Here is a 13095-nt window from a genome sequence, read left to right on the forward strand (position 1 = left end):
ATTTGTGGTTAGGTTAAAAATTCATGAGTCTTACTGAAATTAAGGTACGTCAAGCTAAACCAAAGGAAAAAATCTATTTTCTGGCAGATGATGATGGCTTAAGTTTGAAGGTAGAACCAAACGGACGTAAATCTTGGAGTTACCGCTATTCACTTGCAGGGACAAATAAACGTCCTCGCATGAAGTTGGGTGAATATCCTGTAATGTCCTTGAAAGAGGCCAGATCAGTCCGGGATGAATATAAATTTAATAATTATGAAAATAAACCACTGCATAAAAAATACATCAAAACTTTTCAGGATATTTGTGAAGAGTGGTTAGAATTTAAAATTAAAAATTCCTTTGAAGATGAACCACGATGCGGTGTAATTCAGCTCGCAAAAAAATGTTTAGATCAGGATGTTTATCCAAATATTGGACTAATGCCATTTATGGAAATTAAAAGATATGATCTAGTTAAGATTATTAAAAATATAGAATCTAGAAATGTAAAAGAACCTGTAAAGAAAGCCTATAGTTATTTAAATCAGATTTATGATTATGCGGTAGCGATGGGGTATTGTGAATATAATATTGCACATGGACTTCATAAAATATTAGTCAACAATAAGATTAAGAAAAACTATCCTCATTTAAATTCAGATGAACTATCTAATTTCTTAGCTAAATTAAATCAGATTAATACAGATCCTATTATTAAAAAAGCCCTGTTGTTTAAATTATATACAGGCGTCCGTGGTGGAGAATTATTGCTTTGTGAACCACATCACTTCGATCTAGATAAAAAAATATGGAAAATACCAGCCTTACATATTAAACAATATAGAAGAAAGGTTATTTTAGGTCATGATATCCCTGATTTTTTTGTTCCACTATCTGATCAAGCACTTGAAGTTGTGAAATCAGCACTCGTTTGGTCTCATGGCGAAAAATATGTGTTTTCTAGCCCCCGAAACAATAATAAACCTATTCATTTTAATACCCTGAACTTGATTATCAGAAAAATGGGATATACTAAAAATGAATTAACTTCTCATGGGTTACGATCGACATTTAGTACCATATTAAATGAATCCGGTTTATTTCAATCAAATTGGATTGAAGCACAGCTATCTCATACTGATAAAAATAAAACCCGTGCAAGTTATAATCATGCAGAATATTTTAATCAGCGTATGGAAATGATGCAATGGTGGGGCGATTTTATTGATAGTTGTACTGTAAATTAATGGTTATGAAATCCAAGTTTTAATTAGAATAGGCTTTGTTGCACAAACCTATTCACCGCCATAAATCATTATCTAAAATTGCATCTCGTGGTAAAAGCTCAATGGGCCGGTTCTATGGCTATAAATTACATGTTGTGATGAATCAACTTAGAGAAATAGTCTGTTCACAATAATGATTTCTCTTAACTCGTAAAGTTTATGACGGTGTTGAACGTGTTCAATTGAATCTTAAGCAAGGTAAATGGATAGAAGAGAACTTCATTAAGTCGTATCAAAATATTCTTGAAAAATAGGCATTTCATTTCACATTAGAGCGAGAATCTAATGAGAAAGTTGCCTGATTGAATGTAGTGAATAGATTCATTGCATAATTGTTGACTAAAATTTTCTATATCAGCCTGTTTAAGATTAATCGGGCTGATTCTGTTAGGTCGAATATAATAGCGACCTGCTTTAATCATTTTTATTTGAACTTTATTTTATGTCACAGCTTGCTTCCCATTTTAAGCACAATCAGTTTTGTATTTTGTTGGAATATTTAAGTTCTGCTAAGGGGGGCATTGCCGTACCAATGTCTTTAGCAGAATTTCCATGCGCGATCACTTTGGCAGATCGAGTGCATGCCGATAGTGATTTGCCACCACTTGAATGTGCGAAGACATTTCCTTCATCAGTGGAAAAAATCATCCATTATTCAGGGAAAAGTCGGGATATTACTGATTTTGAGACCTTCTTAAAATTAACTCAAGCTTCGGGACAAAAAAATTTACTGCTTCTCACAGGTGATAAGTTAAAAGGGCATACAAATAGTCAAGCTGGAACGAATCGCACCCGATATTTAGAGTCTGTAAATGCGGTCATGGCCGCAAAGTGTTATGGTGGATTTCATATTGGTGTAGCTTTTAATCCCTTTAAATATGCTGAAGCTGAACGTGATGCACAATATTTAAAACTTCACAAAAAGATTAAAGCAGGAGCAGACTTTATCGTTACCCAGTTGGGTTACGATATGGAGGCTTTAAAACAAGCCAAGGCTTTTTTAAATCGTCATCGATACCCACAAAATATACTTGCTTGTGTTATGCCACTTAGTTTGGCACGTGCCAATTTTATGGTGAAACATAAGATCGCAGGAATTGTGATTACACCACACATGTTACGAGTGTTGGCTCAGGAAAAACAGGATGGACGAACTGAGAATACTTATAAACGTTGTGCTATACAAATATTGATGTGTAAGTATTTGGGTTTTGCAGGTGTGCATCTTTCAGCATGCCATAAGCCTGAAGAGCAAAAGCTTTTAGAAAAATATATTGAACAATATCGACATTATGGTTTACAGGAACTTGAAGCACTCTGGAATGCACTGTGGCAAGTGGAGACTAAAAAGGAACTCGTGCCACAATTAGCTTATTATTCCCGCCAACCATCCTCTAGCCAGCTTATTAAATATCAGCAATTGCATTTCATGCACAAGGCTCTATTTGAGTCCAAAATTGCCAAAGGTGTGGGGCATTTTATTTTTAAAGCCTCATTCTGGGAAAATACGCCTGCAGCAAAAGCATTGTTAAAAACTGAATTTATCTCTAAGCAAGGGGTCGTGGGTTGTGAAAGTTGTGGTCAATGTAGGTTAGGAGATACTTTATATATTTGCCCTGAAACTTGTCCCAAAGGATTGGCGAATGGTCCTTGTGGTGGTACGACATTGGATCGCTGTGAGTTTGGAGATCGTGAATGCATTCATTCTGTGAAAGCCCGACTTGCCAAAGCCGTGGGACAGACTGACGTTCTAAAAGAAAAACTGATTCCAACTGTACCCATTGAAGTCCGTGGAACCAGTTCCTGGAAAAATTGGTATCTGGCGACTGAAGCTTAGCTTTCATCATCCATGGCATTCGAATAAAATTTCACGCCCAATTTGATGCGATCACGACCTTGGCTCATACGCCAACGGTTGGTATCACGTAAGGAGTATACACAGCCACAATATTCTTGTTGGTAGAATTCTTCCTTCTTGCTGATTTCAAGCATACGAACAGCACCACCATTTTTACGCCAGTTGTAGTCCCAATAGGTGATACCTTCATAATGTGAAGCAGAACGATGCCCACAATCATTGATCTGCTTCATATCTTTCCAACGAGAAATACCCAATGAGCTACTAATTAGGCTGAAGCCATTTTCAGCTGCATAAAGGGCAGTCCGTTCAAAGCGCATATCAAAACACATGGTACAGCGAATACCTTTCTCTGGCTCATTTTCCATGCCTTTGGCACGTGCAAACCAATTGTCTGTATCGTAATCACAGTCAATAAAAGGAATATTATGTTTTTCTGCAAAGCGAATATTTTCTTCCTTACGGATTTCATATTCCTTGACAGGGTGAATATTGGGATTATAAAAAAAGATCGAAAAGTCGATGCCTGATTCAATTAGGGTTTCCATCACTTCACCCGAGCATGGTGCACAGCAGGAGTGAAGCAGAAGCTTGTCATGACCTGCTGGGAGAGTCAATTTCTGACGTTCAAGTTTGTTTGACATAGTTATATGGGTTTAAATCTAAACCCTATATTTTAACGATTTAATTAGATAGTAAAGATTTGATATACTGATATTTTCTAAGGTTAAGATGAAAGAAATTCACTAATTGAAATTTAATAAGAACTAAAGTATATAAGAGAATAACTACAATAATGCTTTGGAATTAGAACATTGCAAGTTAATCAAGAGTCATTGTATGAAGCTTTAAAATTAAGTGAAGAAATTATTAGGGCGTGTCCTCATTTGGCTTTGCACCAAATAAATATGCAGGCTATACGCATAGATTTATAATTGCGTGCTAGTTTATCAAATCGAGTTTGCAATAGCACGGAAATGTTTTGATCTCGCAAAAGCGTTTTCAACTAAATATCTTAATTTATATAGATATTTATCAAATTCTTTATTCGATCTCTTACTGTTTGATCTCAATGGAATAATAGGAATCATATTCTTGTTCTTAGCACATATTCGAATGTGCTCAGCATCATATCCCTTGTCAGCAATGAGATATGTTGCCTCGCCTACAATATCAATCAGTTGTTTTGCAACTTGACTGTCGTGGACGTCACCCCCAGTGATTTTAAAATCAATCGGTAATCCATTCGCGTCGGTTGCAAGATGTATTTTTGTTGTTTGTCCACCGCGTGATTGTCCAATTGCTCTTTCGAAACCATACCGAGCTCCACTTGCATGTTGATGCACGCGTATGTAGCTTCCGTCAATGAATACCCATTCTTGATCCAAGACGCCTCGTAATCTAAAAAAAATTTATCCCATAATCCCTTACTTGCCCAGCGATTAAAGCGATTGTAAGCAGTTTGCCAAGGGCAAAATTCTTGAGGAATATCGCGCCATGTGGCGCCTGTGCGCAGTTTCCATAAGATGGCTTCCATGATATTTCTACTGTTTTTTGAACAGTAACAACCATGTAATCGCATAGTATCTTGAATTTGCTGCCAAATATCATCAGTGAGAAGAGTACGTGCCATTGAAAAAATATAGAAATGAAAAGAGCTTAAAGGAGGATTTTAAGTATTTAAAACCAATTCTTCAAATGAGGACACGCCCTAGTAATTTTTTAGAAAGAAAGAGTTTAAGAGATGGTATTAGCACGGACTCTCAATTTCTAATTAAACGACAAGTTTTTGTATACGAATATGTGTCTAATAAATATTATGAGCTAAAATATTCAAAAATTACGTCAGATATTTTTTCTAGAACAAGAAAGTTTGTAGACGGAAAAATTGGAGGTTTAGTACCATTATCAGCACAAAAATTTGCATCTGTTTATGAGAATTTAACGTCCGAAAATTCAGAGGATTGGTCAAATGCTGTTCATAGTTGTAGGCAAATATTTCAAGATACTGCTGATGTGATTTATCCTGCTAGAGAGGATAAGACTATTAATTTAGACAATGGTAAAATTAAAATTATTAGGGTCTGTTGACATTTCAAGTATAGAATTTACCCGATAAAGGTAGCCAAATAAATATACAAGCTAATGCAACTGCCCCCTCATAGCTACACTTTAGCTTATCATATCGTGTTGCTATTCCTCTGAACTGCTTTAACCTACAAAATGCATTCTCAACTAAGTGTCTGATTTTATATAAATACCAATCCATATGATCATTATTTGACTGAGTATTTGATTTTCTTGGAATATTCGCTTTAGTTTTTTTCGCAGATATTTGTTCTCTTAATGATTCAGAGTCATATCCTTTGTCTGCACAACATACTTCCGTTTCACTCAAATCAAGTTTTTCAATCATTTTGGGAGCAATCTTGACATCATGTATCGTTCCATCGGAGATAATAATTTCGATTGGATTGCCATCCGCATCAACAGCTAAGTGTATTTTAGAACTATTTCCACCAATGCTTTTAGAAATATCCTGATCTTTTATTCCAGCAGAATGTTGGTGTGCCCGAACATGACTACCATCAATAAAAACCCATTCCATATCAGCACTTGAAGAAATTAATTTAAATATTTTCATTAACTTATCATTTTTACACCAACGATTATATTTTTTAAAGATTGAGTTATACGAACCAAATTCTTTAGGCAAATCACGCCATGGGCAGCCTGTTCTTATTCTATAAAGTATTGCTTCGACAAAATTTCTCAAATTAGATTTGAAATAGATATCAAAATTTCGGAAAATAGAAAGTAACTTAGACCAGTGTTGATCATTCAGCATTGTACGAGGCATAGCGAGAAGTAAATTTAGTTTGGCGATTAAATTTTACTTTCTCGCTATTTTTTTGAACAGTAAATGTCAACAGACCCTAAATTAGGTGTGGATAATTATATAAATCGAATTATTGCATATGTTGATGAGCAGTCAGACTCTAAAAGATTTGAGGAAATCGTTGGTTCACAGATGAAATATTTGGGCGAGCGGTTAGATGCTATTTTCAAAGCTGCTCAGAAAGGTTCTCATGATATTATTACTTCTAGGCAAGAAGCTGATCGTTATGTTATTTACACATACTTGATAGTTGGAGATTTATTATCTTTGGTAGAGTTGCAAAAAACATTATCAATTTCAGATAAAGATTTTAGATAGCCGCTTAACTTACTGAATAACTAGGGTCTGTTGACATTTCAAGTATAGAATTTACCCGATAAAGGTAGCCAAATAAATATACAAGCTAATGCAACTGCCCCCTCATAGCTACACTTTAGCTTATCATATCGTGTTGCTATTCCTCTGAACTGCTTTAACCTACAAAATGCATTCTCAACTAAGTGTCTGATTTTATATAAATACCAATCCATATGATCATTATTTGACTGAGTATTTGATTTTCTTGGAATATTCGCTTTAGTTTTTTTCGCAGATATTTGTTCTCTTAATGATTCAGAGTCATATCCTTTGTCTGCACAACATACTTCCGTTTCACTCAAATCAAGTTTTTCAATCATTTTGGGAGCAATCTTGACATCATGTATCGTTCCATCGGAGATAATAATTTCGATTGGATTGCCATCCGCATCAACAGCTAAGTGTATTTTAGAACTATTTCCACCAATGCTTTTAGAAATATCCTGATCTTTTATTCCAGCAGAATGTTGGTGTGCCCGAACATGACTACCATCAATAAAAACCCATTCCATATCAGCACTTGAAGAAATTAATTTAAATATTTTCATTAACTTATCATTTTTACACCAACGATTATATTTTTTAAAGATTGAGTTATACGAACCAAATTCTTTAGGCAAATCACGCCATGGGCAGCCTGTTCTTATTCTATAAAGTATTGCTTCGACAAAATTTCTCAAATTAGATTTGAAATAGATATCAAAATTTCGGAAAATAGAAAGTAACTTAGACCAGTGTTGATCATTCAGCATTGTACGAGGCATAGCGAGAAGTAAATTTAGTTTGGCGATTAAATTTTACTTTCTCGCTATTTTTTTGAACAGTAAATGTCAACAGACCCTAAAAATCCTCAGAATCTTTAATTTATTAAGATGAGTATTTCTCATCTTAAGCTGAATTTATATCGTTTTACTCACTTTCTTATTCACGTTTAAATACAGCCATTCAGAAATTTAGCTTTTTATAAAATTTTTAGGTGGCAATCTCCATGAGTACAGCATTTGAGTGTTCAATTAAACGTATCCGTTTTGATGAGAATTATACACCAGCAGAAAGCACACGTTTAACCACAAACTTTGCCAATTTGGCACGTGGGGAAAGCCGTGAAGAAAACTTGCGTCGTACCCTTGCGATGATCAACAACCGTTTTAATAGCTTGGCAACCGTTGATAACCCGAAAGGTGATCGCTATTCACTTGAGATTGACATCATTTCTGCTGAAATTGATATCGAAGGTAATGGTCAAACTTTCCCATTTATTGAAACACTGAAAAGTGTAGTGATTGACCATAAAACAGGGGAGCGTATTGAAGGCATGATCGGCAATAGCTTCTCATCTTATGTGCGTGATTACGACTTCAGCGTAGTATTGCCTCAATTGGGTTGTGGTGTAGGTGAAAAACCTGAAGATTTTGGAGATCTACATGGTAAATTGTATCAACATTTGGTGAATTCAGATGTATTTAAGGCAGAATTTACCAAGCCACCTGTGATTTGTTTAAGTGTTTCAACCTCTAAAACCTATTACCGTACGGCAAACGTACATCCTATTTTAGGTGAGGAATATACCAATGATGAATATTCACGTACCGATGAATATTTCGCCAAAATGGGCTTACGTGTACGTTACTTCAAACCAGAAGGTGGTAATGCACCACTCGCATTCTATTTCGCTGGCGACTTAGTCCGTGATTATACTGATTTTGAATTGATCAGCGCGATTGCAACCATGGAAAGCTTCCAAAAAATTTATCGTCCTGAAATTTACAACACCAACTCTCCGGCAGGTGTGGAGTATCAACCAAGCTTGAGCTATGGCGATTACTCACTGACACGTATCGTTTATGACCGTGTTGAACGTGGTGAGTTAGCGGTTAAGCAAGGTAAATGGACAGAAGAAAACTTCATCAAACCATATCAAGATATTTTAAATGAATGGGCAGCAAACTTTAAGGTCGAAACAGCTGCTTAAGACATCGAATTGACACACAGACTGACGAATTTTAGAGAAAGAAGATTAGACATGGCGCTTACACAACCGAAACTTTTACTCCCAACTTCAACTGCGGGTAGCTTGCCAAAACCGTCTTGGTTAGCTGAACCTGAAAAATTATGGTCTGCATGGAAGCTTGAAGGCGAAGAATTATTAGAAGCTAAACGTGATGCTTTGAAATTATCATTACATGAGCAAGTCACTGCAGGTATCGATATCGTGAGTGATGGTGAGCAAACCCGTCAGCACTTTGTAACCACGTTTATTGAACATCTTGAAGGTGTAGATTTCGAAAAGCGTGAAACCATGCGTATTCGTAATCGTTATGATGCAAGTGTACCTTCAGTTGTGGGTGAAGTTTCTCGTAAAAAAGCAGTGTTTGTAGACGATGCGAAATTTTTACGCAGCCAAACCAGTCAGCCAATTAAATGGGCGTTGCCTGGTCCAATGACCATGATTGATACACTTTTTGACGGACACTACAAGAGCCGTGAAAAACTGGCTTGGGAATTTGCCAAAATTTTGAACCAAGAAGCTTTAGAACTTGAAGCAGCAGGCGTAGACATTATCCAATTTGATGAACCTGCGTTTAACGTATTCTTTGATGAAGTGAATGACTGGGGTGTACCAACCTTAGAACGTGCACTTGAAGGTCTAAAATGTGAAACTGCAGTTCATATTTGCTATGGTTACGGCATTAAAGCCAATACAGATTGGAAACAAACTTTAGGTAATGAATGGCGTCAATACGAAGAGTCATTCCCGAAACTACAACAATCTAAGCTCGATATTATTTCACTTGAATGCCAAAACTCACGTGTACCAATGGATTTAATCGAATTGATCCGTGGTAAGAAAGTGATGGTGGGTGCAATTGATGTGGCAACCACTCAAGTGGAAACTGCAGAGGAAGTAGCAAATACGCTACGCAAAGCATTGCAATTTGTTGATGCAGATAAACTGTATCCTTCAACTAACTGTGGTATGACACCGCTATCTCGCCAAGTGGCACGTGGCAAACTTGAAGCTTTAAGCGCAGGTGCTGCCATTGTTCGTAAAGAGCTAGAAGCTTAATCAAACGTAGTCTCGTGCGAAGCAGAACAAATCATCGCAAGGTCATTTGTCCAGCTTTATGCACGAGCACGTGATATGTACATTTGAGATGAAAGAGATGATTGAAGCAACAGACTTTAGAAATGCAATGTCTTTACTCACCACAGCAGTGAATGTTATTACGACTTCGGGTGAAACAGGTATGCATGGATTTACTGCATCTGCCGTATGTAGCGTGACGGATACACCGCCAATGTTATTAGTCTGTATGAATCAATCCTCCCGTTCACATGCCCATTTTGTTGAAAATAAAGTCTTGGCTGTAAACGTACTAAGTACTCAGCATGAACAGCTTTCAAATGCTTTTGCTTCAAGTAAATTCAGCTCAGAAGATCGTTTCAAACTCGGTGATTGGAGTACGATGGAAACTGGTTCACCTATTTTGAAAGATGCCTTGGTCAGTTTTGACTGTGAGATTCAAGATATTCAGCAAGTCGGTACACACAGTGTTTTCATGTGTCGTGTTCTTAAAGTTCAACAAAGCGATCAAGAAGAAAGTCTGGTGTATTTTAACCGTGCTTATCATCAAGTGGGTCAGTTGGAACACGCTTAACTCAATGCCTTAATTCTTTTATCTTTTTAAAGTTAGTTTATTGTGGAACTTATAACCTTTTTAGTCATCGGCGCTTTTGCTGGTTTTGCAGCAGGGCTGTTTGGTGTCGGCGGTGGTACGATTATTGTACCACTGCTTTTTATTGTCTTTACTCAAATGGGTTATGACCCTGATGTTGTTATGCATCTCGCATTAGGTACATCTTTAGCAACAATCGTTGTCACTTCAATCAGCTCATTAATGGCACATCATAAAAATGGCGCTGTGCTATGGCCTGTATTTAAAAATCTAGCTCCACCAATGGCGATTGGTTGTTTTTTTGGGGCAGGTATTGCTGGTTTGATATCAGGGTTATATCTACAAATCATTGTTGGCTTATTTCTGATTTGGGTCGCATATACGATGCTTACAGATGCTAAAACAGCAATTAATTCAACGCAAACTTTACCGTCGTCAGGTCAACAAGTTGCTGCTGGTAGTGTCATTGGGATTGCATCAGCAATTTTTGGAATAGGTGGTGGAAGTCTGACGGTTCCGTACCTGAATCGCTATGGTGTGGTCATGCAGAAGGCGGTTGGAACATCTGCGGCATGTGGATTCCCCATTGCTGTCGCTGGTGCATTAGGTTTTATTATTTTTGGTATAAATGCTGAGATTAATGTACCTAATACCATTGGTTACGTGCATATTTATGCATTTATTGGCATTAGCATCATGAGTTTCATTACGGCTAAGTTTGGTGCGAAGGCGGCACATGCTTTATCGCCAGCAATGTTAAAGAAATGCTTTGCAGTTTTATTGGTCATTGTAGCAAGCTTCTTCCTTGTGAAGGGATTAATTTAATATTGGACTTCGCATAAGAGATTTTATGCTAAATGTAATTTTAAAGGGCTTTGTTGCACAAAGATTTAAAAGACAACACTCTGCTCATTTGAACAGAATTCAAGTGACAACTTGGGTATGAGGACGACCTAATTCTGTAAATTTGTTCAATACGGCTATGCGTGCATGAATCTCATTCACCTGACTAGAAAAACTCCTTGCTGTTAATTTATCACCTAATAGTTTGATGCAATGCATCTTGGTTTCAACTAAACTTCGACGATGATAACCAGACCATTTTTTCCAAAGCGTTCTTCCTAAACGTTTAACTGTTTTCAGTAACTCATTCCGCTCTAAAGATCTCAATTTCTGATCTTTCCATGGGTTTGCATTTTTTCTTGGCGGAATGACCGCATGTGCATCTCGATCTAGAATGACTTGTCTGCAGTGCTTCGTGTCATAAGCACCATCGGTATAGACCGAATCAATTCGTTCATCTAAGGGAATTTGAGCAAGTAAATCACCGAGTACTTGCGAATCGCTCACATTATTTGTGGTAAGCTGTACTGCACGTATTTGCAAGGTTTCAGCATCGATGCCAATATGAAGCTTACGCCATTGGCGACGATATTCAGGTCCATGTTTCTTACGTTTCCACTCACCTTCACCTAGAAACTGAACCGTACCGGGTTTGTCGGAGAGTCAATATTCTGAGAGACTATCCCGATGACAAAATTAAAATATACCCCTGAAATCAGAGAAAGAGCGGTTCAATTATTGATTGAATCCGAGAAAGATTATCCATCGAATTGGGCTGCGATCACAGCTATTGCTCCCTGAGCAGTATACTGCGCAAGGGTTGTACTCCTGAAACACTACGTGTTTGGTATCAAAAATATTTAGATAAACAAAATCCAGTTAAAGTACAGCAGCTTTCAGACCAAGAACGTATCAAACAACTCGAACGCGAAAATAAAGAACTGCAACGCGCCAATGAAATTCTACGTAAAGCAGCCGCTTTTTTCGCCCAGGCGGAGCTCGACCGCCCACACAAATAATGGTGGATTTCATCCATAACAATAAAGACTTATATGGTGTTGATGCGATTTGTAGGATTTTACCGATCGCAGCTTCAACCTATTACCGGACTCTAGATCTCTGCGAAAATCCAGAACATCGAGCAAAGCGAGATTTACATGACTTGCATCATGCTGAGGAGATTAAACGAATTTGGAAGGAAAGTTCAGGTCGGTATGGTGTACGTAAAGTCTGGCAAAAACTGAAACGTGAAGGCTATATTATTGCACGCTGTACTGTTGCTCGATTAATGAAAAAGCTAGGTATACAAGGTGTTTGGCGAGGTAAGAACAAACAAACCACCCGTAGCCGAGATGATCAAAAACGAGCGAATGATTTAGTGAAACGTAATTTTAGTGCTGATCATCCAGATCAGCTGTGGGTCAGTGACTTTACGTATATTCAAACCAAGTCAGGTTGGGTCTATACCGCATTTATTATTGATGTGTTTTCACGAGCAATTGTTGGATGGAAAGTATCAACACGTATGAATACAGATATGGTGCTTGATGCACTGGAGCAAGCATTGCATGATCGAGGTAAGCCAAAGAATGTAATTCATCATTCCGATAGAGGTGTGCAATATCTTTCCATTCGCTATACCAATCGTCTAGAAGCAGCAAATTTACGAGCGTCAGTCGGTACAACTGGTGATTCATACGATAATGCTTTGGCTGAAACAGTGAATGGCTTATACAAAACAGAGGTGATTGAATATTTAAAAGCAGATTGGCAAGGTTTAGCGGATGTACAACTTGCGACACTCAACTGGGTAGATTGGTTCAATAAAGAGCGTGTACACAGTGCATTGGGTTACAAGTCGCCTTTTGAGTTTGAAGCAATGTACTATGATAAGATTAACCCGTTAGGTCAGGTGGCCTAACTTAAATAAAAAAGTCTCCGACAAACCCGGTACGGTTCAAAGTGCAAGTGCAATTCCGCAGTTTATTGAACTTTTAGCTAAGCAGTCTGACTCTTACTATACTCTAGATACTAATAGAGTATAAAGTCTATGCTATACAGAATGATAAATTCTGTATAGCTAAATCTAAAAAATATAGATTAGACCTCTTGCGAAAGTATCGTTTTACCTAATTTTTGAATTGGCTAAAACCTTATAATATGTAGCTTTTGGCTGTTTAAATTTTAAATTTT

Annotated in this window: 11 protein-coding genes, 5 pseudogenes and 1 other annotated feature; of the genes and pseudogenes, 11 read left to right on the top strand and 5 right to left on the bottom strand. The window is 37.2% G+C overall.

Annotation, left to right across the window (positions count from 1 at the left end; genetic code table 11):
* Nucleotides 1-23: 23 nt before the first annotated feature.
* From PYW33_RS15460 to PYW33_RS15475, 4 genes and pseudogenes are all read left to right on the top strand, one after another.
* Nucleotides 24-1229, top strand: coding sequence for a tyrosine-type recombinase/integrase (locus PYW33_RS15460; protein ID WP_004647716.1), 1206 nt, complete (start codon nt 24-26; stop codon nt 1227-1229).
* 50 nt (nt 1230-1279) lie between these two features.
* Nucleotides 1280-1396, top strand: a pseudogene (locus PYW33_RS15465) (transposase); the annotation flags it as partial.
* 24 nt (nt 1397-1420) lie between these two features.
* Nucleotides 1421-1522, top strand: a pseudogene (locus tag PYW33_RS15470) (putative oxygenase MesX); the annotation flags it as partial.
* Between the two features lie 188 nt (nt 1523-1710).
* Entirely contained in the window at nt 1711-3105 is a 1395-nt protein-coding gene (locus PYW33_RS15475; protein WP_004647715.1) for a methylenetetrahydrofolate reductase C-terminal domain-containing protein, read from the top strand.
* Here the strand turns inward: PYW33_RS15475 and PYW33_RS15480 are convergent.
* Nucleotides 3102-3770, bottom strand: coding sequence for an epoxyqueuosine reductase QueH (locus PYW33_RS15480; RefSeq protein WP_004647714.1), 669 nt, complete (start codon nt 3768-3770; stop codon nt 3102-3104). The two genes, PYW33_RS15475 and PYW33_RS15480, sit on opposite strands and share 4 nt — an antisense overlap.
* A gap of 239 nt (nt 3771-4009) precedes the next feature.
* Nucleotides 4010-4759 (bottom strand): annotated as a pseudogene (locus tag PYW33_RS15485) (IS5 family transposase).
* Between PYW33_RS15485 and PYW33_RS15490 the strand changes: the two are divergent.
* Nucleotides 4753-5217: a hypothetical protein gene (locus PYW33_RS15490; RefSeq protein ID WP_004647712.1), complete on the top strand. Its 465-nt coding sequence runs from the start codon at nt 4753-4755 to the stop codon at nt 5215-5217. The pseudogene PYW33_RS15485 and the gene PYW33_RS15490 sit on opposite strands and share 7 nt — an antisense overlap.
* A gap of 4 nt (nt 5218-5221) precedes the next feature.
* On the opposite strand, the gene PYW33_RS15495 is transcribed toward PYW33_RS15490, so the two are convergent.
* Nucleotides 5222-5986: an IS5 family transposase gene (locus PYW33_RS15495; RefSeq protein WP_004645258.1), complete on the bottom strand. Its 765-nt coding sequence runs from the start codon at nt 5984-5986 to the stop codon at nt 5222-5224.
* A gap of 63 nt (nt 5987-6049) precedes the next feature.
* Between PYW33_RS15495 and PYW33_RS15500 the strand changes: the two genes are divergently transcribed.
* A complete protein-coding gene (locus PYW33_RS15500; RefSeq protein ID WP_004647711.1) occupies nt 6050-6343 on the top strand; it encodes a hypothetical protein in 294 nt (97 codons plus the stop codon).
* A 38-nt stretch (nt 6344-6381) separates the two neighbouring features.
* Here the strand turns inward: PYW33_RS15500 and PYW33_RS15505 are convergent, their stop codons facing one another.
* Nucleotides 6382-7146 carry an IS5 family transposase gene (locus PYW33_RS15505; protein ID WP_004645258.1) on the bottom strand — a complete coding sequence of 255 codons (765 nt, stop codon included), beginning with the start codon at nt 7144-7146 and terminating at the stop codon, nt 6382-6384.
* A 224-nt stretch (nt 7147-7370) separates the two neighbouring features.
* Between PYW33_RS15505 and PYW33_RS15510 the strand changes: the two genes are divergently transcribed.
* The 4 genes from PYW33_RS15510 (at nt 7371) to PYW33_RS15525 (ending at nt 10884) form a co-directional block, all read left to right on the top strand.
* The gene (locus tag PYW33_RS15510; protein ID WP_004647848.1) at nt 7371-8354 is read left to right on the top strand and encodes a putative oxygenase MesX; all 984 of its coding nucleotides are present in this window, start codon (nt 7371-7373) and stop codon (nt 8352-8354) included.
* Nucleotides 8355-8405: 51 nt separating this feature from the next.
* The gene (locus tag PYW33_RS15515; protein WP_004281804.1) at nt 8406-9449 is read left to right on the top strand and encodes a methionine synthase; all 1044 of its coding nucleotides are present in this window, start codon (nt 8406-8408) and stop codon (nt 9447-9449) included.
* Nucleotides 9450-9546: 97 nt separating this feature from the next.
* Nucleotides 9547-10041, top strand: a complete 495-nt coding sequence (locus PYW33_RS15520; protein WP_004647846.1) for a flavin reductase family protein — start codon at nt 9547-9549, stop codon at nt 10039-10041.
* 42 nt (nt 10042-10083) lie between these two features.
* Nucleotides 10084-10884, top strand: a complete 801-nt coding sequence (locus PYW33_RS15525; protein WP_004647845.1) for a sulfite exporter TauE/SafE family protein — start codon at nt 10084-10086, stop codon at nt 10882-10884.
* Nucleotides 10885-10983: 99 nt separating this feature from the next.
* On the opposite strand, the pseudogene PYW33_RS15530 reads toward PYW33_RS15525, so the two are convergent.
* A pseudogene (locus PYW33_RS15530) lies at nt 10984-11544 on the bottom strand (IS5 family transposase); the annotation flags it as partial.
* A 45-nt stretch (nt 11545-11589) separates the two neighbouring features.
* Here PYW33_RS15530 and PYW33_RS15535 point away from each other — a divergent pair.
* Nucleotides 11590-12823 (top strand): annotated as a pseudogene (locus tag PYW33_RS15535) (IS3 family transposase).
* Nucleotides 11879-11995: a sequence feature (AL1L pseudoknot), on the top strand. (Overlaps the previous pseudogene by 117 nt.)
* Nucleotides 12824-13095: the final 272 nt, after the last annotated feature.

Origin of the sequence: Acinetobacter lwoffii, from assembly GCF_029024105.1 — a bacterium.
In the GTDB taxonomy this organism is placed as follows: Bacteria; Pseudomonadota; Gammaproteobacteria; order Pseudomonadales; family Moraxellaceae; genus Acinetobacter; species Acinetobacter lwoffii.

Coding starts and splice junctions, on each gene's coding strand:
- PYW33_RS15520 (WP_004647846.1), top strand. CDS start 9,547: ATGATTGAAGCAACAGACTTTAGAAATGCAATGTCTTTACTCACCACA.
- PYW33_RS15460 (WP_004647716.1), top strand. CDS start 24: ATGAGTCTTACTGAAATTAAGGTACGTCAAGCTAAACCAAAGGAAAAA.
- PYW33_RS15475 (WP_004647715.1), top strand. CDS start 1,711: ATGTCACAGCTTGCTTCCCATTTTAAGCACAATCAGTTTTGTATTTTG.
- PYW33_RS15495 (WP_004645258.1), bottom strand. CDS start 5,986: ATGCCTCGTACAATGCTGAATGATCAACACTGGTCTAAGTTACTTTCT.
- PYW33_RS15515 (WP_004281804.1), top strand. CDS start 8,406: ATGGCGCTTACACAACCGAAACTTTTACTCCCAACTTCAACTGCGGGT.
- PYW33_RS15505 (WP_004645258.1), bottom strand. CDS start 7,146: ATGCCTCGTACAATGCTGAATGATCAACACTGGTCTAAGTTACTTTCT.
- PYW33_RS15480 (WP_004647714.1), bottom strand. CDS start 3,770: ATGTCAAACAAACTTGAACGTCAGAAATTGACTCTCCCAGCAGGTCAT.
- PYW33_RS15510 (WP_004647848.1), top strand. CDS start 7,371: ATGAGTACAGCATTTGAGTGTTCAATTAAACGTATCCGTTTTGATGAG.
- PYW33_RS15500 (WP_004647711.1), top strand. CDS start 6,050: ATGTCAACAGACCCTAAATTAGGTGTGGATAATTATATAAATCGAATT.